General features: G+C 72.7%; 18 protein-coding genes. 14 read left to right on the top strand and 4 right to left on the bottom strand.

What is annotated here, in order from left to right:
* Positions 1–134 precede the first annotated feature (134 nt).
* The 6 genes from ABZ840_RS35325 (at position 135) to ABZ840_RS35350 (ending at position 7,209) form a co-directional block, all read left to right on the top strand.
* On the top strand, positions 135–1,235 hold the full coding sequence (locus tag ABZ840_RS35325; protein ID WP_361567389.1) for a nitronate monooxygenase family protein: 1,101 nt from the start codon (positions 135–137) through the stop codon (positions 1,233–1,235).
* Positions 1,236–1,248: 13 nt separating this feature from the next.
* Positions 1,249–2,835 (top strand): acyl-CoA synthetase, encoded by a 1,587-nt coding sequence (locus tag ABZ840_RS35330; RefSeq protein ID WP_361567392.1) that lies wholly within the window; start codon positions 1,249–1,251, stop codon positions 2,833–2,835.
* A gap of 90 nt (positions 2,836–2,925) precedes the next feature.
* Positions 2,926–4,464 (top strand): acyl-CoA synthetase, encoded by a 1,539-nt coding sequence (locus ABZ840_RS35335; RefSeq protein ID WP_361567395.1) that lies wholly within the window; start codon positions 2,926–2,928, stop codon positions 4,462–4,464.
* A 188-nt stretch (positions 4,465–4,652) separates the two neighbouring features.
* Positions 4,653–5,453 carry a VOC family protein gene (locus tag ABZ840_RS35340; protein ID WP_361567398.1) on the top strand — a complete coding sequence of 267 codons (801 nt, stop codon included), beginning with the start codon at positions 4,653–4,655 and terminating at the stop codon, positions 5,451–5,453.
* Between the two features lie 241 nt (positions 5,454–5,694).
* The gene (locus tag ABZ840_RS35345; RefSeq protein WP_361567401.1) at positions 5,695–6,393 is read left to right on the top strand and encodes an alpha/beta hydrolase; all 699 of its coding nucleotides are present in this window, start codon (positions 5,695–5,697) and stop codon (positions 6,391–6,393) included.
* Between the two features lie 192 nt (positions 6,394–6,585).
* The gene (locus tag ABZ840_RS35350) at positions 6,586–7,209 is read left to right on the top strand and encodes a chorismate mutase (protein ID WP_361567456.1); all 624 of its coding nucleotides are present in this window, start codon (positions 6,586–6,588) and stop codon (positions 7,207–7,209) included.
* A gap of 40 nt (positions 7,210–7,249) precedes the next feature.
* On the opposite strand, the gene ABZ840_RS35355 is transcribed toward ABZ840_RS35350, so the two are convergent.
* Complete coding sequence (locus ABZ840_RS35355) at positions 7,250–8,869, bottom strand: acyl-CoA synthetase (RefSeq protein WP_361567404.1); 1,620 nt, start codon at positions 8,867–8,869, stop codon at positions 7,250–7,252.
* Between the two features lie 186 nt (positions 8,870–9,055).
* Between ABZ840_RS35355 and ABZ840_RS35360 the strand changes: the two genes are divergently transcribed.
* From ABZ840_RS35360 to ABZ840_RS35380, 5 genes are all read left to right on the top strand, one after another.
* The gene (locus ABZ840_RS35360) at positions 9,056–9,871 is read left to right on the top strand and encodes a crotonase/enoyl-CoA hydratase family protein (RefSeq protein ID WP_361567406.1); all 816 of its coding nucleotides are present in this window, start codon (positions 9,056–9,058) and stop codon (positions 9,869–9,871) included.
* 9 nt (positions 9,872–9,880) lie between these two features.
* Positions 9,881–10,828 carry an OB-fold domain-containing protein gene (locus ABZ840_RS35365; protein WP_361567409.1) on the top strand — a complete coding sequence of 316 codons (948 nt, stop codon included), beginning with the start codon at positions 9,881–9,883 and terminating at the stop codon, positions 10,826–10,828.
* Entirely contained in the window at positions 10,828–11,868 is a 1,041-nt protein-coding gene (locus tag ABZ840_RS35370) for a thiolase domain-containing protein (RefSeq protein ID WP_361567412.1), read from the top strand. Before ABZ840_RS35365 ends, ABZ840_RS35370 begins: the two co-directional genes overlap by 1 nt.
* Positions 11,869–11,875: 7 nt before the next feature.
* Complete coding sequence (locus ABZ840_RS35375) at positions 11,876–13,042, top strand: thiolase domain-containing protein (protein WP_361567415.1); 1,167 nt, start codon at positions 11,876–11,878, stop codon at positions 13,040–13,042.
* A gap of 109 nt (positions 13,043–13,151) precedes the next feature.
* A complete protein-coding gene (locus ABZ840_RS35380) occupies positions 13,152–13,394 on the top strand; it encodes a DUF397 domain-containing protein (protein ID WP_361567418.1) in 243 nt (80 codons plus the stop codon).
* Positions 13,395–13,469: 75 nt separating this feature from the next.
* Here the strand turns inward: ABZ840_RS35380 and ABZ840_RS35385 are convergent, their stop codons facing one another.
* A complete protein-coding gene (locus tag ABZ840_RS35385) occupies positions 13,470–14,192 on the bottom strand; it encodes a leucine-rich repeat domain-containing protein (RefSeq protein WP_361567420.1) in 723 nt (240 codons plus the stop codon).
* A 17-nt stretch (positions 14,193–14,209) separates the two neighbouring features.
* Complete coding sequence (locus ABZ840_RS35390; RefSeq protein WP_361567422.1) at positions 14,210–15,307, bottom strand: isoafricanol synthase; 1,098 nt, start codon at positions 15,305–15,307, stop codon at positions 14,210–14,212.
* A 286-nt stretch (positions 15,308–15,593) separates the two neighbouring features.
* Between ABZ840_RS35390 and ABZ840_RS35395 the strand changes: the two genes are divergently transcribed.
* The 3 genes from ABZ840_RS35395 (at position 15,594) to ABZ840_RS35405 (ending at position 21,643) form a co-directional block, all read left to right on the top strand.
* The gene (locus tag ABZ840_RS35395; protein WP_361567425.1) at positions 15,594–18,530 is read left to right on the top strand and encodes an AAA family ATPase; all 2,937 of its coding nucleotides are present in this window, start codon (positions 15,594–15,596) and stop codon (positions 18,528–18,530) included.
* Between the two features lie 53 nt (positions 18,531–18,583).
* The gene (locus ABZ840_RS35400; RefSeq protein WP_361567427.1) at positions 18,584–19,081 is read left to right on the top strand and encodes a hypothetical protein; all 498 of its coding nucleotides are present in this window, start codon (positions 18,584–18,586) and stop codon (positions 19,079–19,081) included.
* A gap of 129 nt (positions 19,082–19,210) precedes the next feature.
* Positions 19,211–21,643, top strand: coding sequence for a glycoside hydrolase family 95 protein (locus ABZ840_RS35405; protein WP_361567429.1), 2,433 nt, complete (start codon positions 19,211–19,213; stop codon positions 21,641–21,643).
* Here ABZ840_RS35405 and ABZ840_RS35410 read toward each other — a convergent pair.
* Positions 21,630–22,715, bottom strand: coding sequence for a LacI family DNA-binding transcriptional regulator (locus ABZ840_RS35410; protein ID WP_361567432.1), 1,086 nt, complete (start codon positions 22,713–22,715; stop codon positions 21,630–21,632). The genes ABZ840_RS35405 and ABZ840_RS35410 overlap by 14 nt on opposite strands.
* Positions 22,716–23,036 lie beyond the last annotated feature (321 nt).

Consider the following 23,036-nt stretch of genomic DNA (forward strand, 5'->3'; position numbering starts at 1 on the left):
CGCCCGGGATTCGGACTTCTCGGCCCCGCGATCCGGCATTCTCGACCCGCGGACCGGCGTGCCGGCGAGCCGCGATCTGACGTTGCGTCAGAAAAACTCTTCCCTCGTGCGGCGCGCTGCGGCATCCTGCGCCCATGCAGACGGAGTTGAGCAGCACACTGGGGGCCGAGCACGCCGTCTTCGGGTTCACACCGTTCCCCGCCGTCGCCGCGGCGATCAGCCGGGCCGGCGGATTCGGGGTACTCGGCGCGGTGCGGTACGGCGCCGCCGACGACCTCGCGCGCGACCTGGACTGGATGCAGGAGCACACCGACGGCCTGCCGTACGGCCTGGACGTCGTGATGCCCGCGAAGAAGGTCGAAGGCGTCACCGAGGCCGACATCGAGGCGATGATCCCCGAGACGCACCGCACGTACGTCGAGGAGACCCTCGCCAAACACGGCGTGCCGCCGCTCCCCGAGGGCGAGGCGTCCGGGTGGCGGATCACCGGATGGATGGAGCAGGTCGCCCGCTCCCAGCTGGACGTGGCCTTCGACTATCCGATCAAGCTGCTCGCCAACGCACTCGGCTCGCCGCCGCCCGACGTCGTCCGCCGCGCGCACGACCACGGCATCCTCGTGGCCGCACTCGCGGGCAGCCCCCGGCACGCCCGGCACCACCAGGAAGCCGGCATCGACGTCATCGTCGCGCAGGGCTACGAGGCGGGCGGGCACACCGGCGAGATCGCCACGATGGTGCTGACCCCCGAAGTCGTGCGCGCCGTCGACCCGCTCCCCGTGCTCGCCGCCGGCGGCATCGGCACCGGTGAACAGGTCGCGGCGGGCCTCGCCCTCGGGGCGCAGGGCGTCTGGCTCGGCTCGGTCTGGCTCACCACCGAAGAGGCCGAGCTGCACTCACCGCTGCTCATGCAGAAGCTGCTCGCCGCCGGCCCCGGAGACACCGTCCGCTCGCGCGCCCTCACAGGGAAGCCCGCACGACAACTGCGTACGGAGTGGACCGACGCCTGGGACGACCCGGCGGGCCCCGGCACGCTGCCCATGCCCCTGCAGGGCCTGCTGGTCGCCGACGCGCTCACGCGCATCCAGAAGTACGAGACGGAGCCGCTGCTCGGCACCCCGGTCGGCCAGATCGTCGGACAGATGAACAGCACCCGCAGCGTGCAGGCCGTCTTCGACGACCTCACCCGCGGGTTCGAACGCGCCATCGACCGCATCAACCGCATCGCCGGCCGTTGAGGAGGGCTGCGCCATGAAGGGCCACACCACGACAGAACAGTCGCCATCCGGGACACCGGCACCCAGTGGCTTCTGGGCCCAGGCCGCCGCGACACCGGACCGCACCGTGCTGATCGCACCGGACGGCGAGGAGTGGACGGCGGGTCGGCTGCACGCCGCCTGCAACCGCCTCGTGCACGGCCTGCGCGCCGCAGGGCTGCGCCGCGGCGACGTGTTCGCCGTCGTGCTGCCGAACGGGGTGGAGTTCTTCACCGCCTACCTCGCCGCCAGCCAGGCCGGGTTCTACCTCGTGCCCGTCAACCACCACCTCGTCGGCCCGGAGATCGCCTGGATCGTCGCCGATTCCGGCGCCAAGGCGCTGATCGCGCACGAGCGCTTCGGGGACGCGGCCCGCGCCGCCGCCGACGAGGCCGGACTCCCCGCCGAACACCGCTACGCGGTCGGCACCGTGGCCGGCTTCCGCCCGTACGCCGAGCTCCTCGAGGGACAGCCGGAGACGCCCCCCGAGGACCGCACGCTCGGCTGGGTCATGAACTACACCTCGGGCACCACCGGACGCCCGCGCGGCATCCGCCGCCCGCTGCCCGGCAAGCCCCCCGAGGAGACCCACCTCGGCGGCTTCCTCGGGATATTCGGCATCAAGCCCTTCGACGACAACGTGCACCTCGTGTGCTCGCCGCTCTACCACACGGCCGTCCTGCAGTTCTCCGGAGCGTCCCTGCACATAGGGCACCGGCTCGTCCTCATGGACCGCTGGACCCCCGAAGAGATGCTGCGCCTCATGGACACGTACCGGTGCACGCACACCCACATGGTCCCCACCCAGTTCCACCGGCTGCTCGCCCTCCCCGAGGAGACCAGGAACCGGTACGACGTGTCCGCCATGCGGCACGCCATCCACGGCGCGGCACCCTGCCCCGACCACGTCAAACGCGCCATGATCGACTGGTGGGGGAGCTGCGTCGAGGAGTACTACGCGGCCAGCGAGGGCGGCGGCGCCTTCGCCACCGCCGAGGATTGGCTCAAGAAGCCCGGCACGGTCGGCAAACCCTGGCCCATCAGCGAACTCGCCGTGTTCGACGACGACGGCAACCGCCTGCCGGCCGGCGAGGTCGGCACCGTCTACATGAAGATGGCCACCGGCGGCTTCCGCTACCACAAGGACGACGGCAAGACCGAGAAGAACCGCATCGGCGACTTCTTCACCGTCGGCGACCTCGGCTACCTCGACGAGGACGGCTACCTCTTCCTCCGCGATCGCAAGATCGACATGATCATCTCCGGCGGCGTCAACATCTACCCCGCCGAGATCGAGTCCGCGCTGCTCGCCCACCCCGCGGTCGCCGACGCCGCCGCCTTCGGCATCCCGCACGACGACTGGGGCGAGGAGGTCAAGGCCGTCGTCCAGCCCGAGGAAGGCCGCACAGCGGGCCCGGAACTGGCCGCCGAGATACTCGCCCACTGCGCCACCCGGCTGGCCGGCTACAAGCGCCCCAAGAGCGTCGACTTCCTCACCACCCTGCCCCGCGACCCCAACGGCAAGCTCTACAAGAGGCGGCTGCGCGCACCGTACTGGGAGGGCCGCGAACGCGCCCTCTGAGACCCGGCACGGCGGGCGCGGCAACCGGAGACCGCCGCGCCCGGTGCCGTCTCCCTTGACCCGGACGGAGGCGGGGCACAGGATCGCGCCATGGCTGGAGTGCGGAGCAGTACGGTCGACGGAATGCTGCGGCGGAGCGCCCGGCGGGTGCCGGGGCGCACGGCGGTGCGGTACGCCGAACGCTCCTGGACCTACCGGGAACTGGACGAGGCGGTCACCGCCGCCGCCCGGCTGCTCCTCGGCGAGGGACTGCGCCCCGGCGACCGGGTCGGCTCGTACGGGCACAACTCCGACGCCTACCTGATCGGCTTCCTCGCCTGCGCCCGCGCCGGCCTCGTCCACGTACCCGTCAACCACCACCTCACGGGCGACGACCTGCGGTACATCGTCGAACAGTCCGGCAGCTCGCTCGTCCTCACCGACCCCGCCCTCGCCCACGAACTCCCGGCCGGCACACCCGTACTGCCGCTGCGCGACGCCGCCGACGGGCTGCTCGCACGGCTGGACCGGCTGCGCACGGATCCCGCGGCACAGGCCGCGCTCCCGCCGCTGGGCGACGTCGACGGCGAGTCGCTGGCCCAACTGCTCTACACCTCGGGCACCACCGCGCTCCCGAAGGGCGCGATGATGACCCACCGCGCCCTCGTGCACGAATACGTCAGCGCCATCACGGCCCTGGACCTGACCGAGGCCGACCGGCCGCTGCACTCCCTGCCGCTCTACCACTCCGCCCAGATGCACGTCTTCCTGCTGCCCTATCTGGCGGTGGGCGCGGAGAACACCATCCTGGACGCGCCGGCGGCCGAGGTCATCTTCGAACTGGTGGGCGCGGGCCGCGCGGACAGCCTCTTCGCGCCGCCCACGGTGTGGATCGGCCTCTCCCACCACCCCGACTTCGCCGCACGCGACCTCACGGGGCTGCGCAAGGCGTACTACGGGGCGTCGATCATGCCGGTACCCGTACTGGAACGGCTCCGCGGCCGCCTCCCCGACCTCGCCTTCTACAACTGCTTCGGGCAGAGCGAGATCGGCCCGCTGGCCACCGTGCTGGGGCCCGACGAGCACGAAGGACGGATGGACTCCTGCGGGCGTCCCGTGCTCTTCGTGGAGGCGCGGGTGGTCGACGAGGAGGGCCGGGACGTGCCCGACGGGACGGCGGGCGAGGTCGTCTACCGCTCGCCGCAGCTGTGCGAGGGCTACTGGGAGAAGCCGGAGGAGACCGCGGCGGCCTTCAGGGACGGCTGGTTCCGCTCCGGCGATCTCGCCGTACGGGACCCCGAGGGGTACCTCACGGTCGTCGACCGGGTGAAGGACGTCATCAACTCGGGCGGCGTGCTGGTCGCCTCGCGACAGGTCGAGGACGTGCTGTACGAGCATCCGAAGGTCGCCGAGGTCGCGGTGATCGGGCTGCCGGACGCCCGGTGGATCGAGGCGGTCACGGCGGTGGTCGTGCCGAAGCCGGACGCCGGCGACCTGGACGAGCAGGAACTGATCGCCGCGGCCCGCACCCGGCTGCCCGCCTTCAAGACGCCCAAGCGGGTCGTGCTCGTTCCCGAACTCCCGCGCAACGCCAGCGGCAAGATCCTCAAGCGCGAGCTCCGGGACCGGCTGGGGCAGGAGCGGGGCTGAAGCCGGCGCTGCGGGCGCGGCATGCCGCCTGACCTGCGGCGATGCTGCGTTGCGGGGCGACTGTCAGTGGTGCCTGCCATGCTGTGAAGTGTTCGGAAAACCGGGCGGTGCGGGCCGCGATCGGCCGGCGGCCGGGCACCGCCATGACAGCAGTTCACCAGCTTCGCCAGACACCGAAGGATCTGCTCATGCTCTCGACCCAGTACGTATCGGGCGCGCCGAACTGGCTGGACCTCGGCGTCCCCGACGTGGACGCGGCCGTCGCCTTCTACAGCGAGGTGTTCGGCTGGACCTTCGAGTCCCTGGGGGAGGAAGCAGGCGGCTACGGCTTCTTCCGGCTGGACGGCCGGACCGTCGCCGCGATCGGCCCGCTGGTCGAGGAGGGAGCCGACCCGTCCTGGACGCTCTACTTCCACACCCCGGACGCGGACGGCACGGCCAAGGCCGTGGTGGCGGCCGGTGGCAGGGTGCGGGCGGAGCCGATGGACGTCTTCACCGCGGGCCGGCTGGCCGCGTTCACCGACCCCACCGGCGCGCAGTTCGCCGTCTGGCAGCCGGGCGAGGTCAAGGGGCTGGAGGCGGTGATGGAGTCCAACGCCCTGTGCTGGACGGAGCTGTACACGACCGACGCCGCGACGGCCAAGGACTTCTACAGTTCGGTCTTCTCCTGGCAGTACCAGGACCTGCCGATGGGCGAAGCCGGCGCGTACACCATCGTGGTCCCGTCGGGCGTCCCGGCGTCCCCCGCGTACGGGCAGGGCGGCCTCATGCAGCTGCCCCAGGAGCACCTCGACCACGGTGAGACCTCGGAGTGGCACCCGTACTTCGGCGTGGACGACTGCGACGCGACAGCCGCGGCGGCGACGGAGCGCGGCGCGACGGCCCTCATCCCGCCGGTCGACGCGGAGGGAGTCGGCCGCCTGGCGATGTTCCGCGACCCGGACGGCGCCGTCTTCGCCATCATCAAGGGGGAACCGCCGACGAGCTGACAGAGCCTCCGGAGTGAGGCGGAAGCGAAGTGGAGGGGTGGGGCGGGGGAGGGGGGAGGGCCCCCGAAGGGCGTTCACCCGCCCCCTCCTCAGGCGGCCAGTGGGCAACCAGCCGTGTGCGACCAGTAGGCAATCAGCGTGTGCGGCCAGCGGCAATCAGCGTGTGCGGCCCGTGGGCAATCAGCGTGTGGCGAACGCGTCGAGGGGGATCGGGGCGCGCCGTCGTGGGTACCTTCGGCCCATGGCGGACGTACAGAAAGTGAAGGTGGACGGAGTCGAGCTGGCGTACCGGGTGTGGGGCGAGGAGGACGCGCCCCCGGCGGTGCTGCTGCACTGTCTCGGCGAGGACGGTGAGGACTGGCGCGGGGTGGTCGGGCAGCTGGCGACCACCCACCGGGTGTACGCGCTGGACCAGCGGGGGCACGGGAAGAGCGACTGGCCCGGCGAGTACGGCTTCGAGCGGTGGCGGGACGACGCGATCGGCTTCCTCCGTGAGCTGGGGCTCGACGAGGTCACGCTGATCGGCCACTCGCTGGGTGCGGTGGCCGCGCTGCTGCTTGCCGCCGAGCGGCCCGAGCTGGTGGACCGGCTGGTCGTGGAGGAGGCGGCCCCGCCACTGCCGGCGGATCCGCCGCAGGAGGTACCGGACGCGCCGCCCGGCCCGGCGGCGTTCGACTGGGCGGCGAAGGCCGCGGTGGTGGCGGAGCGGAACGCGCCGGACCCGCGGTGGTGGGACGGTCTCGCACGGATCACCGCGCCCACGCTCGTGATCGGCGGCGGTGCCGACAGCCACATCCCGCAGGAGCAGCTGACCCGTATGGCGGAGCTGATCCCGCACGCCGAACTGGTCACGATCGACGGTGCGGGGCATCTCGTCCATGAGGAGCGGCCGCGCGAATTCCTCGACGCGGTGAAGGGCTTCCTTGTGCGGGAAGGGTGACCCCGGTGGGGCGGGCGGTGGTCGGCCGTCCGGGCGCGGCCCGGTCGGCTGTCCGGCCGGTGGACCTCGGTGGCCGCGGCGGCCGTTGTTCCAGTAGAACAAGGCAACGTCGCCGACCGAGAAGGGCAACCCGTGCCTCTCAGCTCCTCCGTCCGCCGTGCTGCACCGCGGCGCGTCCTCGCCCGCCGCGCGATGGTCGCGGCTGCCGCCGCGGCCGTCCTGTCCGCCGGAGCGCCCGGCGCGATCGCGGCACCTACGGCCCAGGTGGACCGGCCCGCCACCGCCACCACTTCTGCCACCGAGTCCGCCGCCACCTCGGCCCCTCGTACAGGTTCCTACGCCGCGCTGCGTCCCCTCGCCGTGCTGTCCGCCGAGCGGCTGGCCACCGCCGATCTGGTCGCGGCGGCCAAGTGGGGTACCGGCAGCCCCATCGACGACCCGGCGCGCGAGCAGCAGGTGCTCGATGTGGTGGCCGAGCGGGCGCGTGCGCTGGGTGCGGACCCCGCGCGCACGGTCGCGGTCTTCCGCGATCAGATCGAGGCGAACAAGATCGTGCAGCGGGGTCTGCACCGCGCCTGGACCGCCGACCCGGGCCGGGCGCCCACCACGCGCCCCGACCTGAACGAGGTCCGGGAGGAGATCAACCGCATCAACGAGGGACTGGTACGCGCCATCGCCGACTCGGCGGACGCCCGCCCGGCCCCGTCCTGCGGCCCCGTACTGGCCGTCGCCGCGGCCGGCGTCGTACGGGAGAAGCACCTGGACCCGCTGCACACGGTGGCCCTGGCCCGCTCCCTGCGCTCGGTCTGCGGCTGACCGGAGGCGCCCCGACGGGCCGTCCCCGGACCCGGAGGGCTCACTCGCCCCCGGCCACCCGCTTGGCCCACCGGTAGTCCGCCTTGCCGCTGGGGGAGCGTTGGATGTGGTCGGTGAAGACGACCGTGCGGGGGATCTTGTAGCCGGCGAGCCGGGTGCGGCAGTGGGCCTGGACGGCGGCCGGGTCCACCGGGGCCGCGCCCGCGCGGAGTTGCACCACGGCCGCGACCCGGTTGCCCCAGCGGTCGTCCGGGATGCCCGCGACGAGTGCGTCGTACACGTCCGGGTGGGCCTTGAGTGCCTGCTCGACCTCTTCCGGGTAGATCTTCTCGCCGCCGGAGTTGATGCACTGCGAGCCGCGCCCGAGGACGGTGACCACGCCGTCCTCGTCGACCGTTGCCATGTCGCCGAGGAGCACCCAGCGTTCGCCGTCGGCCTCGAAGAACGTGTCGGCGGTCTTGGCGGGGTCGTTGTAGTAGCCCAGCGGTACGTGGCCGCGCTGGGCCAGCCGGCCGGGTTCGCCGGGCGGCACGGGGGCGTGCGTCACCGGGTCGACCACCGCCGTGCGGCCGTTGACGTGCAGCCGGAAGCCGGTGTCCGGGCCCGCGTCGTCGGTCGCGGTGCCGTTGAAGCCGGACTCGGAGGAGCCGAAGTTGTTCAGCAGCATCGCGTTCGGGAGCAGGGCGGTGAACTGGTTCCGTACGGTGTCGGAGAGGATCGCGCCGGAGCTGGAGACGGCGAACAGGGTGGTGCAGTCGGTGCCCTTGAGGGGGCCGGCCAGGGCGTCCGTCAGGGGGCGCAGCATGGCGTCGCCGACGAGGGAGACGCTGGTGACTCGCTCCCGTTCGATCGTTCGCAGGACCTCTTCGGGCACGTATTTGCGGTGCAGGACCACCTTCTGTCCGAAGTGGAAGGCTATGAGGGCGGTCAGGGTGGAGGTGCCGTGCATGAGCGGGGGAGTGGGGAAGAAGACCAGTCCTTCGCCGCTCGCGGCGGCCCGTTCGGCCAGTTCCTCGGCGCGGGAGACCGGTTCCCCGGTGGGCGCGCCGCCGCCCGTGCCGGAGAAGAACAGGTCCTCGTGGCGCCAGACCACGCCCTTGGGCATGCCGGTCGTGCCGCCCGTGTAGATGATGACGCGGTCATCGGCGCTGCGCGGCCCGAAGCCGCGTTCGGGGGAGCCGGCGGCCTCGGCGTCCGTGAAGGACACGAGGGGGCACGCGGGTTCGGGTGCGCCGGGCGGTGGGGTGCCGACCCGTACGAGGTGGCGCAGGTGCGGTGCCCGGGGCGCGACGGCGGCCACCCGCTCGGTGAACTCGGCGTCGAAGACGAGCGCGACCAGGTCGGCGTCGCGGTAGAGGTAGGCCAGTTCCTCCTCGACGTAGCGGTAGTTGACGTTGACGGGTACCGCGCGGATCTTCAGACAGGCGTAGAAGGTCTGGAGGTACTCGACGCCGTTGTAGAGGTGCAGGCCGACGTGGTCGCCGGGGCGTACGCCGGAGTCCTGGAGGTGGTGGGCGAGGCGGTTGGCCGCCCGGTCCAGCCGGCGGTACGTGAGGCGGCGTTCGGCGCCGCTGCCGGGGTGGTCGGCGTACACCAGCGCCTCGCGGTCGGGCACCGCGTCGACGATCGACTCGAAGAGGTCGGCAAGGTTGTACTCCACGTCTCCTCCTGATCGCGCGGCCGCTGGTCCGGCGCTCATTAGAGCCGCCGGGGCGGGAAGGGGGAAGAGCCGCGGCCAATAAATCTGACTGAGTGTCAGAAAACTCTTGAAGTCGCCGTGCCGCTCCTGCAACCTGTTCTGCATTCTTCATACGGGCAGGACGGACGGGCAGGACGGGAGAACGGCATGGGCGGCACCCCCGGTACCGGCACCGAGCACCTCACCGTGGAACGCGTCGGCGCGACACTCGTACTCACACTGAACCGCCCGGCGGCGAAGAACGCCCTTTCGCCGCCGATGCTGGTCGGCCTGTACGACGGCTGGCTGGCCGCGGACGCCGACGACGACATCCGGTCCGTCGTCCTCACCGGCGCGGGCGGCGTCTTCTGCGCCGGCATGGACCTCAAGGCGCTGGCCGGCGACGGCATGGCCGACGACGGGTACCGCGACCGGATGAAGGCCGACCCGGATCTGCACTGGAAGGCCATGCTGCGGCACCATCGGCCGCGCAAGCCCGTCATCGCCGCCGTCGAAGGGCCGTGCGTGGCGGGCGGCACGGAGATCCTTCAGGGCACCGACATCCGCGTGGCCGGGGAGAGCGCGACCTTCGGGCTCTTCGAAGTGCGGCGCGGGCTGTTCCCGATAGGCGGCTCCACCGTGCGGCTGCAGCGCCAGATCCCGCGTACCCACGCCCTGGAGATGCTGCTGACCGGCCGCCCGTACACCGCCCGCGAGGCCGCACACACCGGGCTGATCGGCCATGTCGTCCCCGACGGCACGGCCCGCGCCAAGGCCCTGGAGATCGCCGAACAGATCAACGCCTGCGGCCCGCTCGCGGTCGAAGCGGTCAAGGCCTCGGTCTACGAGACCGCGGAGATGACCGAGACCGACGGACTGGCACACGAACTCGCCGAGGGCTGGCCGATCTTCGCCACCGCCGACGCCAAGGAAGGCGCGAAAGCCTTCGCCGAGAAGCGCCCGCCGGTCTACCGGCGCACCTGAGGAGCAGCCGTGACCACCGAAATCCTCGCCGCCCCGCTCGTCGTCGAATTCCCCTTCACCCGCTCCCTGGGGCCCGTGCAGAGCGCCTTCCTCACCGGCCTCCGCGAGCGCACCGTCCTCGGCGTCCGGACCGCCGCCGGCTCCGTGCTGGTACCGCCCACCGAGTACGACCCGGTCACCGCCGACGAGCTGCACGAGCTGGTCCAGGTCGCGGAGACCGGCACCGTCACCACCTGGGCCTGGAATCCGCGCCCCACCGATAAGCACCCCCTCGACCGGCCCTTCGCCTGGGTGCTCGTCCGGCTCGACGGCACCGACAGCTCCCTGCTGCACGTCCTGGACGCGCCCTCGCCCGACGCCGTCTCCACCGGCATGCGGGTCCGCATCCGCTGGGCGGAGGAACGGACCGGCGCCATCACCGACATCGCCTGCTTCGAGCCGTACGACGGCGCGACCGGGCCCGCGCCCCGCGACCACGCCGGCGACTTCGCCGACGCCGTCTCCGTCGTCACCCTCCCCGCCCGCCTCGACTACACCTACGGCCCGGGGCGGGCCCAGACCGCCTACCTCCGGGCGCTCGCCGACCGGCGCATCGTGGGCGAGCGCTGCCCCGAGTGCGCCAAGGTGTACGTGCCGCCGCGCGGCGCCTGCCCCACCTGCGGCGTCCCCACCGGCGAACGCGTCGAGGTCGGCCCGAAGGGCACGGTCACCACCTACTGCATCGTCAACATCAAGGCCAAGGGCCTGGACATCGAAGTGCCCTACGTCTACGCCCACATCGCCCTGGACGGCGCCGGGCTGGCACTCCACGGCCGGATCGCCGGCATCCCGTACGACCAGGTCCGGATGGGGATGCGGGTCGAGCCGGTCTGGAAGGACGGGCAGCGCTGGCCCGACCACTACCGGCCCACGGGGGAGCCGGACGCCGACTACGACACGTACAAGGAGCTGGTGTGATGCGAGACGTGGCGATCGTCGCGTTCGGGCAGTCCGACCACGTACCGGACAGCCGCGAGGTCTCCGAGGTGGAGATGCTCATGCCGGTGCTGAGGGAGGTGCTCGACGCGGTCTCCCTGGAGACCGCCGACCTCGGCTTCGTGTGCTCCGGCTCCAGCGACTACCTCGCGGGGCGTGCGTTCTCCTTCACCATGGCCCTGGACGGCGTCGGCGCCTGGCCGCCGGTCGCCGAGTCGCACGTCGAGATGGACGGCGCCTGGGCGCTGTACGAGGCCTGGGTGAAGCTCCTCACCGGCGAGGCCGACACCGCCCTCGTCTACTCCTACGGCAAGTCCTCGCCCGGCGACCTGCGTGAGGTGCTCACCCGCCAGCTCGACCCGTACTACGTGGCGCCGCTGTGGCCCGACTCCGTAGCGCTCGCCGCCCTTCAGGCACAGGCCCTGTTCGACGCCGGCGCCGCCGACGAGCGGGCCCTGGCGGGGGTCGCGGCGCGCAGCCGTACCGACGCGGCCGGCAACCCGCACGCCCAGCTGCACGGCGAGGTCCCCATGGGGGAGCACGTCGTCGCCCCCCTGAGGCGCGGCGACTGCGCGCCCGTGGGCGACGGCGCCGCGGCCGTGGTCCTGGCCGCCGGGGACACCGCCCGCGCGCTCTGCGACCGGCCCGCCTGGATCCGCGGCATCGACCACCGCATCGAGGCCCACGCACTGGGCGTACGCGACCTCACGGACTCGCCCTCCACGCGGCTCGCCGCCGAGCGTGCGGGGGCGTTCGAGCGGCCCGTGGACACCGCGGAGCTGCACGCGCCCTTCACCTCCCAGGAGATCGTGCTCCGCCGCGCCCTGAAGCTAGGCGACGACGTGACGGTGAACCCCTCGGGCGGCGCGCTCGCGGCCAACCCGATGATGGCCGCCGGCCTCATCCGGCTCGGCGAGGCGGCCGCCCGTATCCAGCGCGGCCAGTCGCACCGCGCCCTCGCGCACGCCACCTCCGGCCCGTGCCTGCAGCAGAACCTGGTCGCCGTCCTGGAAGGGGAGTGAGGCCGTCATGAGCAAGGAGCCCGTGGCCGTCGTCGGCATCGGCCAGACCCACCACGTCGCCGCACGCAAGGACGTCTCGATCGCCGGGCTGGTCCGCGAGGCCGCCGTGCGCGCACTGGAGGACGCCGCGCTGACCTGGGCCGACATCGACGCCGTCGTGATCGGCAAGGCGCCCGACTTCTTCGAGGGCGTCATGATGCCCGAGCTGTACCTCGCCGACGCGCTCGGCGCCGTCGGCAAGCCGATGCTCCGGGTCCACACCGCGGGCTCCGTGGGCGGCTCCACCGCCCTGGTGGCTGCCAACCTCGTCGCCGCGGGGGTGCACGGCACCGTCCTCACCCTCGCCTTCGAGAAGCAGTCCGAGTCCAACGCCATGTGGGGCCTGTCGCTGCCCGTCCCCTTCCAGCAGCCCCTGCTGGCCGGGGCCGGCGGCTTCTTCGCCCCGCACGTCCGCGCCTACATGCGGCGCACCGGCGCGCCCGACACGATCGGCTCCCTCGTCGCCTACAAGGACCGCCGCAACGCGCTCAAGAACCCGTACGCGCATCTGCACGAGCACGACCTCACCCTGGAGAAGGTGCAGGCGTCCCCGATGCTGTGGGACCCCGTCCGGTACTCCGAGACCTGCCCCTCCTCGGACGGCGCGTGCGCGATGGTCCTCACCGGGCGGGCCGGCGCCGGCCGGTCGCCGCACCCGCCCGCGTGGGTGCACGGCGGGGCGATGCGCAGCGAACCGACGCTGTTCGCGGGCAAGGACGCCGTCTCGCCGCGCGCCGGGCGGGACTGCGCGGCCGACGTCTACCGGCAGGCCGGCATCACCGACCCGCGCGGCCAGATCGACGCGGTCGAGATGTACGTGCCGTTCAGCTGGTACGAGCCGATGTGGCTGGAGAACCTCGGGTTCGCCGAGGAGGGCGAGGGCTGGAAGCTCACCGAGGCCGGCGTGACGGAACTGGACGGTGACCTTCCGGTGAATCCTTCGGGCGGCGTCCTCTCCACCAATCCGATCGGCGCCTCGGGCATGATCCGCTTCGCCGAGGCGGCGCTCCAGGTACGCGGCCGGGCCGGTGGACACCAAGTGCCGGGAGCAAGAAGGGCGTTGGGACACGCGTATGGAGGCGGCTCGCAGTTCTTCGCGATGTGGCTGGTCGGAGCCGAGCCGCCCGCCACCTGACCGATGGCGTACGGAGCGGGGCCACGCGGCCCGTCGCGGCCTGTTGGACGCCGGGCACGGTGACTACGCTGACCGGGACGGCGGACCCCACCGGGGAGGAGCGGTAAACGTGGCCGAAAGCACCATCACCGAGCAGCGGATCACCGGCGACAAGCAGCCCGAGCTCGATCTCACACAGGCCCAGTGGCAGCCCAGTGGCCAGGGCGTGGGCGACGTCCAGATCGCCTTCGTCGACGGTTTCATCGCGATGCGGGACCGCCGCAGCCCGGACGGCCCGGCCGTCGTCTTCTCACCCGGCGAATGGCGTGGCTTCGTGCTGCGCGCCCGGGACGGCGAGTTCGACCTGACGTGACCCCGCGGCGCCCGGACGGCGCCACGGGCCGAGGACGTGCCACCCGGACCGCATCCCGGCCGGGTGGCACGCCGGTCAGACGAGGACGACGCAGCCGCGGTCCCGCAGGGCACGCAGCTCCGGCGCCGCCTCGTCGACGGCGTTCCAGCGCAGATCCAGCTTCTCCAGCGACGGCCACTCCGGCAGCCAGTGCGGGAGCGCACCGATGCGGTTGGCGCGCAGGTCCAGCCGGCGCAGCAGCGGGAGCCCGCGCAGCGCCACGGGGATCTCGGCCAGCGCGTTCTCGCGGAGCTCCAGTTCGCGCAGCTCCCGCAGCCCTGCGAACGCGCCGGGCAGCGCGGTGAGGCGGTTGCCGCGCAGCCACAGCTCCCGCAGCCGGGCGAGCCGGCCGAGCGTCGGCGGCAGTTCGGCCAGGGCGCAGTGCTGCGCCCGCAGCTCGTACAGGCCCGTCAGCCCGCCCAGCTCGTCCGGCAGGCGGCGCAGCGGGTTCTCGCCGACGTTGAGATAGCCGAGACGGGTCAGCCGCCCCAGCGCGGCGGGCAGTTCGGCCAGCCGGTTGTCGTGCAGGTACAGACAGCCGGACAGGCCGGTCAGGTCGCCGAGCGAGGCGGGCAGCCGGGTGAGCGCGTTGTGTCCGAGGTCGAGCGTGCGCAGTGTGCTCAGCTCGCCGATACGACCGGGGAGGGCGGTGAGGGCGTTGTCGGCGAGGATCAGCACGCGCGGGCCCGGCACCGCCTCCCACACCTCCGCCGGCACGGAGTCCAGCCCGGCCTTCCAGTAGTTGAGCACCTCGGACACCGTCCCCGCCCGCCCGGTCAGGAGCCGGCCGTGCGCTGCGCCGGGAACCCGCCCGGGTCGGCGGCCGCGAAGAGGTCGGCCCAGGGCCGGCTGCGTACCGAGGCGGTGCCGGTGTCGTCGTAGCGCGGTGTCTCCTGCGACCACACCAGGTTGCCGGTCATCAGGTTCCGCATGCTCCAGACGTAGTGCGCCACGTGGTCGTGCACATCGGCCGGCATGCCCAGCTCCTTGAGCGTCGCGGGCAGGGTCGCGGCGATCTGCTGGAACTGCTCCACGCGTGCGTTGCAGGTCCTGACGATTCTGCGCACCGCCTGGTCCAGGGTGCAGCCGGTCGAACGCTGCAGGATGATCACGCTGTTGTTGACATCGCCGGCCGCCAGTTCCTTGTCCACCGACACGACGTCGTTGACGAAGATCACCACTTCGGCGGCGAGCCGGCGCAGCTCCGCCAGCGGCGGTCTGCCGTGCAGTTCACGCGGGAGGACGTAACCGCCGCACCGCTCGGCGAAGTCCAGGCACGGCTGCACCCCTATGGAGTTCCGACGACCCTTGAGGTACTGATCCAGCGACAGCGCGCCCTTGCGGGTACGGTTCTGCGCTTCCCAGTGGTACGCGCCGAGATACCGCTCCCAGTGGCCCTGGAAGCGCAGCTGCCAGGCGCGGGGCGCCCCGGCGGTGATCCGCTGCCAGATGTCGCGGTACCCGGCGACCAGCGGGCTGTCGGGCTCCTCGGGCAGCAGATCGGGTGTCTCGTCCATCGTGCGCACCACACGGTCCACGAAGTGGGCCACGGACTCCGGGCACTGGCCCAGCTCGCCGTCGAACTGGTCGTCGAAGAGGAAGAACCAGGCATTGAAGTCCGTCGCCAGCGCCAGCCGGGCGGCGTCGGCCTCCGGGTAGAAGTAGGCCATGAGCCGGTCCAGTCGCAGCGCGTCGTACTCCTCCGTCGCCGCCTCGCCGACGAGCATGCCGTACCCGTGCAGCCAGCCGAGGGTGTGCCGCCGCGCCACTTCCACCCCGGGGTTCAGCCGCGCCGGGAAGGGGATGGCGAGGGGCGCGGTGCGCCTGGGGACGGGAGGCAGCGGTGCTACCGCCGCACTGTTCTGGTCGTTCATGGTCCGCCTCCTTCAAGCTGCGCCCCGCGGCGCAGTCAGGGGAGCCTGAGGCTCCTGCGATAACCAGTCAAGAAGGGAGCCGGTTTATCGGTCAATGAATTTGTGGACGACGCCCGCTCGCGCCACCCGCGCAGGCCATGGACCGCGCGCCGCGCAATGCCCTGGGAGGCGCGGAACCTCCCTGTACGCTCCGCCGGTTCATGGTCGGAAGTTGTCCGGGCCCGACCACGGAGAGCCGCGCGACGCTAGGCTCGTCGCCATATGCAAATGGGGTGAGGACGGGAACATGGCGGAGATCACCGGGCGGTCCGGCCGGGCGCGCAGGCCCATGCTCGAACGCGAAACGGAACTGAGCGCACTGGACGGCATGTTGACGGACCTGTGCGGCTCCGGCGGCGAGGACGGAGGTGTGCGCACAGGCGGCCTGATCGCCTTCGCCGGGCCGCCGGGCATGGGCAAGACCGCGCTGATCACCGAGGCCCGGCGGCGCGCCGTCGCCCGCGGCTGCACGGTGCTGCTCGCCCGCGGCGGCGAGCAGGAGCAGGAGGTGGCCTTCCACGTCGTACGGCAGCTGGTGCAGCCGGTGTTCGCCGCGGAGTCCCCCGAGGAACACCGCCGGATCCTCGGCACCTGGTACGACATCGTCGCGCCCGCCGTCGGCCTGGTCGCCGCGGACGGCGACGCCTCGCCCGACCCCCAGGGCGTGCGGGACGGCCTGGACTGGGTCGTCACCCGCTTCGCCGTGCACTTCACGCCCGTCGTCCTCATCCTGGACGACGCCCACTGGGCCGACCCCGAATCCCTCGCCTGGCTCACCGCGTTCGCCGCCCGCGCGGAGGAGCTCCCCATACTGATCATCGTCGGGTACCGCCCCGACGAGCTGCCGGCCGGCGCCGGCCCGCTGCGCCGGATCGCCGAGCGCAGCGGCTCCCGCCCCTTCGAGCTGACCCCGCTCACCCCCGCCGCCGTCCGGCGCGTGGTGACCCACATGGTCGGCGACGGCGCCGACGAGGCGTTCTGCCGCGAGTGCTGGGCCGTCACCGGCGGCAATCCGTACGAGGTCGTCGAGCTGAGCGCCAAGATCCGCGAGCGCGACATCAAGCCGCAGCAGGCCAACGTCTCCCAGCTGCGCGAGCTGGTCATGGCCATCAAGGACAGCGGGCTCATCGAGCGCCTGGAGCGCCTCGGGACCGCCGCCGTCCGCTTCGCCTGGGCCGCGTCCGTGCTCGGTACGGAGGTCTCCCCGACGCTCGCCGCCAACGTCGCGGGCCTCGGCTCCGTGCAGGCCGCCGACGTCGTGGACAAGCTGCGCGACGCCCGCATCCTCGCCCCCGCCCGCTCCTCGGACAACGGCAACCTCCGCTTCTTCCACCCCCTGGTCGCCAGCGCCGTCTACCAGGCCATCCCCGGGGCGCTGCGGGTCGCGCTGCACGGTCAGGCGGCCGCCGCGGTCGTGGACGCGGGCCAGGGCGCCACCTCCGCGGCCCGCCACCTGCTGGAGATGCACCCCGAGCACGACGACTGGGTCGTGCAGCGGCTGCGGGAGGCCGCGAGCGAGTACTTCCGCGCGGGCGCGCCCGACGCGGCCCGCCGCTGTCTGGCCCGTGCGCTGCGCGAGCCCCCGGCCCTCCAGGACCGGGCCAGGGTCCTCTTCGAGCTGGGCTGCTCCTCCCTGCTCAGCGAGCCCGCCACCACGGTGAACCACCTCCGTGCGGCGCTGGAGGAGGACGAGCTGGACGCGGACCTGCGCGAGACGATCACGTACAAGCTGGCGCAGGCGCTCGGGCACGCCGACCGCATGGAGGAGGCGGCGCAGGTCGTCGCCGCCGAGGCGCAGAGCGCGACGAACGCGCGGACACGGCTGCGCATGCAGGCCGAGCAGTTCATGTGGAACGCCTTCCGGGCCGACGAGCAGGACTCGCCCGCCCGCTCCCGGCTGCTGGCCAAGCTCGCCGACCACCTCACCGGGCGCGGCATGGCCGAGCGGTACATCTTCGGGCTGCGCGCCTGGGACGCCATGGTGCGCGGCGAGGGCGCGCAGACCGCGCTGCACTACGCCGAGGAGGCGCTCGGCGACGGCCTGCCGTGGACGGACGAGGAGTGGGGCTTCGAGGTGCCCGTCCTCGTCGCGCTCACCTTCATGTACTGCGACCAGCCGGGCCGTGCCGAGGAGCTGTTCCACAAGGGCATCGCCGAGTGCGAGCGCAAGGGCTGGCGCGGCGCCCACCTCTCCTTCGGGTACACCCTGCTCGGCTACATCCGCTACCGCCGCGGGCGGCTCGCGGAGGCCGAGGACCTGGTCCACGGGGGCCTGCGGATCGCGCACCGGGTGGGGCAGCGGGTGCCGGCCCAGTGGTTCGCGATCGGCATCCTCATCGAGATCCTGCTCGCCCGCGGCCGGGTCGCCGAGGCCCAGGAGCTGGCCGACACGTACAGCTACGGCGAGGTCGTGCCGAACGCCGTCGTCTACCCGGACTCGCAGACCGTCTACAGCGAGCTGCTGCTCGCGCGCGGCCTGCACCGGGACGCGGAACAGCAGCTCACGGCGGTCGGCAGGCGGCTGGAGCCACGCGCCATGCGCAACCCCGCCTGGTGCCCCTGGCAGCTGCACCTCGCCCGCGCGATCGCCCTCACCGACCGGGCGAGGGCCCTCACCCTGGTCGACGAGGCACTGCAGCGTGCCCAGGACTTCGGCACCGAGTCGGCCATCGGGCAGGCGCTGTTCTGCAAGGCCGGCGTGGTCGGCGGCGCGGAGGGCATGAAGCTGCTGGCCGAGGCGGTCCGCCACTTCGAGCGCTCCCCGTCCGCCTTCGAGCTGGCCCAGGCGCTGGTCGAGCACGGCGCCGCGTTGCGCCGGGCGGGCCTGCCGCAGGACGCCGCCGACCGCCTCTACCGCGGTCTGGACAGCGCCCTGCACTGCGGCGCCGAGGCGCTGGCCGCCCGCGCCCGGGACGAGCTGTCCGCCGCCGGGCTGCGCCCGCTCCAGCTGCGCAGTTCCGGCACGGACGCGCTCACCGCCCAGGAGCGGGCGGTGGCCGAGTGGGTCGTGCAGGGCTGGACCAAGGACCGGATCGCGGTGGAGCTGGGTACACAGGTCCCGGCCGTCAGCCGGCTGCTGTCCGGGGTCTACCGCAAGATGGGCACGGACCACGGCGGCCTGCCGCGGCTCCTGGAGAGCGCGGGTGCCGCCACGGTGCCGCCGCCGGCCGCTCCGGAGCCGTGACGGCCGCCCGGGACCGCAGCATGGTGCCGCGGCGCGCCACGTACGATGGCTGTATGTCGTTCCTCCGCCGCCGTAGCGCCGTGCCTGCCGGGCCCGATTTTGATGTGCTTGCCATGGATCCCGGGGACTGGCCCGGCAATCTGGGCGCCGGGCTGCTGCCCGCTCCCGACGGCACCTGCCAGGGCGTCTTCCTGCGGTACGACCTCTTCGGCGGCCGCGGCCCGGCGATGATCATCGGCAACCTTCCCGAGGGCTCCCCGGCGCGGGAGCTCGGCGAGGGCGAGGTGCCCTTCGAGGTGGCGCAGCTGCTGGACGCGCTGGGGCACGACGAGGAGGTCTCCGTCGTGGAGACGGAGGACCTCCCGGTCATGCACGACAACAACCTGCTGATCGTCAAGCGCATCAAGTGCTCCGAGGGCCGGATCTCCTGCGTGCAGTTCGACCGGAGCGACGGCGTGCTGGTCACCATCGCCAGCTGGGACCGCCCGATCACGGACGACCTGTACCAGCTGCTCAAGCCGCTGCCCGCGGAGATGTTCCAGCAGGGCTGAGCCCGGAGCGGCACCACGGACCGGTGACCCCGGTTCCGTACGGCCTCTTGTCGCCCTATTCATCGGACCTCTAGCATCGGCGGCGCCCCGCCGGGGTGAGCCGCGCTTCGTGTCCTCCGGGAGCCGCCGATGTGTCCGGGAATTGCTCGAAGAACCGCTGTACTGGGGGGAGTCGGGGTGGGCGGCGCGCTCGCCCTCGGCGGGCCGGCGCGGCAAGCGGCGGCCCAGGAGCGTACGGCAGAGAAGTCGGGCGAGACCTCCGATGACCCGGGGCTGGTTCTCTGGTACGACCGTCCCGCCGAGGACTGGGAGCGCGAGGCCCTGCCCCTCGGCAACGGCGCGCTCGGCGCCATGGTCTTCGGCACCGTCGCGAGCGAGCGCCTCCAGTTCAACGAGAAGACCCTGTGGACCGGCGGCCCCGGCTCCCCGGGTTACGACGCCGGCAACTGGCACTCGCCGCGCCCCGAAGCCCTCGCGCAGGTCAGGCAGCTGATCGACGACGAGGGCAGCGCAGACCCCGAGCGGGTGGCCGAGCTGCTGGGGCAGCCGAAGACCGGCTACGGCGCCTACCAGACCTTCGGCGACCTCCATCTGGACCTGGCGGACCCGCCGGCCTCCCCGGCGGACTACCGCCGCGAGCTGGACCTCGATTCCGCCGTGGCGCGGGTGCGCTACCGGGCCGGCGCCACCACCCACCACCGCGCCTACTTCGCCTCGCACCCCGACGGCGTCCTCGTCGGCCGCCTCACCGCCGACCGGCCCGGCGCCGTCGGCTGCACCCTCCGCACCACCTCACCCCGCGAGGACCGCACGGTCACCGCACGGGACGGCCGGATCACCGTACGGGGCGCGCTCCAGGACAACGGCCTGGTCTTCGAGGCGCAGCTGCGAGTGGTGGCGGAGGGCGGCACGGTCCGCGAGCACGCCGACGGCACGGTCACGGTTTCGGCCGCCGACGCGGTGTGGTTCGTGCTCGCCGGGGGCACCGACTACGCGGACCGGCACCCGCACTACCGCGGCCCCGATCCGCACGACCGGGTCTCCCGGGCCGTGGACGCCGCGGTCGCCAAGGGCTATGACCGGCTGCTCGCGGCCCATCTGCGGGACCACCGGCGACTGTTCGACCGCGTCACACTCGACCTCGGCGGACGGATGCCGGCCGGCGTCCCCACCGACCGCCTGCTCGCCTCGTACACCGGCGGGACCGGTGCAGCCGACCGCGCGCTGGAGACGCTGTACTTCGCGTACGGCCGCTATCTCCTCCTCGGCTCCTCGCGCCGGGGCTCGCTGCCCGCCAACCTCCAGGGCGTGTGGAACGACTCCACAGCCCCGCCCTGGGCGGCGGACTATCACACCAACATCAACCTCCAGATGAACTACTGGCCGGTGCACGCGGCGGGCCTCGCCGAGGCGGCCGAGCCGCTGGAACGTTTCATCACGGCGCTGCGCGCGCCCGGCGAGGTCTCGGCGCAGGGCATGTTCGGCGCCCGCGGCTGGGTGGTGCACAACGAGACCAACCCGTACGGCTTCACCGGCGTGCACGACTGGGCCACCGCCTTCTGGTTCCCCGAAGCCGCGGCGTGGCTCGCGCACCACCTCTACGACCACTACCGCTTCACCCGCGACCCCGGCTTCCTGCGCCGTACCGCCTACCCGGCGATGAAGGGGGCCGCCCTCTTCTGGCTGGACACCCTGCACACCGACCCGCACGACGGCACCCTCGTCGTCTCGCCGAGCTACTCGCCCGAGCACGGGGCCTTCACCGCGGGCGCCGCCATCTCCCAGCAGATCGTCCGCGACCTGTTCGTCAACACCCTGGAGGCGGCCCGGCTGACGGGTGACGGCGCGGAGTTCCGTACGCAGCTGCGGCGGGCGCTGGACCGGCTCGACCCGGGGCTGCGCGTCGGTTCCTGGGGGCAGCTCCAGGAGTGGAAGGCCGACCTGGACGACCCGGCGGACACCCACCGGCACGTCTCCCACCTCTTCGCGCTGCATCCCGGGCGGGGGATCGAGCCGGGGAGCGAGTGGGCCGAAGCGGCGAAGGTCTCGCTGCGTGCGCGGGGTGACGGCGGTACCGGCTGGTCCAAGGCCTGGAAGATCAACTTCTGGGCGCGGCTGCGCGACGGCGACCACGCACACACGATGCTCACCCAGCTGCTGTCCTCCTCCACTCTCCCCAACCTCTGGGACACCCACCCGCCGTTCCAGATCGACGGCAACTTCGGCGCCACCGCCGGGATCACGGAGATGCTGCTGCAGAGCCACCTCGACGCGATCGAGGTCCTGCCCGCGCTCCCGGCCCGCTGGCCCGACGGCTCGGTGACCGGGCTCCGGGCGCGCGGCGACGCGGGCGTGGACCTCACGTGGTCGGGCGGCGCCGCGCGCCGGGTGGTGATCCATGCGGGTCGGGACGGCGAACTACGGCTGCGCGGCGCGCTCTTCACCAGGGCGTACGCGGTCCGCGACCTGACGGCAGGCAAGGACCTGGCGCCCCGGACGGAGGCGAGGGTGGCCTTCCTCGGGGCGCGCGGCGGTCACTCGTACGAGTTCATTCCGAAGTAGCCGGCGCAGGGGGCTCGCCCGCGTCCGCCGCCCGGTCCTGGTCGGCCGGGCGCGGCGGTGCCGTGGTGGCTCGCGGGATCAGCCGGGTGGGCAGGACCAGATGCCGGGTCCGGTCCGCTTCCGGGTCGTTGATCAGATCGCGGGCCAGCTCGCCGGCCGCCCGTCCGATGTCGCCGGGGGACTGGGCGATCGTGGTCAGGTCCGACCACTCGGCCATCTGGTGGTCGTCGAAGCCCAGTACGGACATCCGCCCTGGCACGTCGATGTGGGCCTTGCGCAGCGTCCAGAGGACCGAGACGGCGACCTCGTCCTGTTCGGCGAAGATCGCGGTGGGCGGTTCGCGCAGGCTCAGCAGCGTCCCGACCGCTTCGGCGGTACGGCGCTTGTCCCCGGGCGGCGTGGCCACCACCAGTTCACCGTCCGGTGCCACGCCCGCCTCGGTGAGCGCCTGCCGGTAGCCGAGCAGCCGTTCGTGCGAGCTGAACGAGAAGCCGCTGGCCCCGGTGGTCTGCACGAAGGCGATCCGGCGGTGCCCGAGGCCGAGCAGGTGCCGGGTGCCGGCGCGGGCCCCGGCCACATCGTCCACGTACACGCTCGGCCGGCCCTCGGCGTGCTGGCTGAGGTAGACCACCGGCATCCCGAGGTCGTCCAGCCGCGCGCTCTCCTCCTCGGAGAGGTCGAAGGAGAACACCAGCAGCGCGTCGGCGTTGCGCCGCGCGGGCAGCCGGTCGAAGAAGTCGGTCCGCTCCGCCAGGTCCGGGATGACGTAGACGAGCAGCTCCAGGCCGGCCGCGCGCAGGACGGGGCCCAGGCTGGAGAGCGCCGAGCCGATGAACCAGGAGTTGAGCGTGGGCGCGAGCACGGCGACCACGCCCGTACGGCCGGTGACCAGGCTGGACGCCTGGCGGGAGACCACGAAGTGCAGTTCGCGCGCGGCCTGTTCGACACGGGCGCGCACGTCCGGCGAGACGGTCGACATGCCGCGCATGGTGCGGGAGACGGTGGAGGCGGACACCCCGGCCCGCTGGGCGACGTCGGCCAGCGTGGGGTGGTGCCGCTGGGCTGGTGGCATGAGCGGGACGGTAGCACCGGTCACGGCGCGCGGAAACCCTTCCGAGACAGCGCTGTCACGCTCTTCTCGTGAAAACGCTGTCTCGGACGTCCGGCCTCCGGTGCCACCCTCAATCAACCGCAAGAAACAGGGATATAGCACCCCCGAAGAACCAGGAAATTACCTCGACGTAACGCGTTGACTTCCCCCTGGCCTGCTCCTAACGTGCAAGCGTTGTTACGGAGCGGCCGCCCACTGCCCCCGCTCCTGCACCCCTCTTTCCCTTAACTCCCTTGAAATGGGCCCCTCTTGTTCCTGCCTGCCCGGACACGGATGACAGCG

Origin of the sequence: Streptomyces sp. NPDC047117, from assembly GCF_040643545.1 — a bacterium.
Lineage (GTDB): Bacteria > Actinomycetota > Actinomycetes > Streptomycetales > Streptomycetaceae > Streptomyces.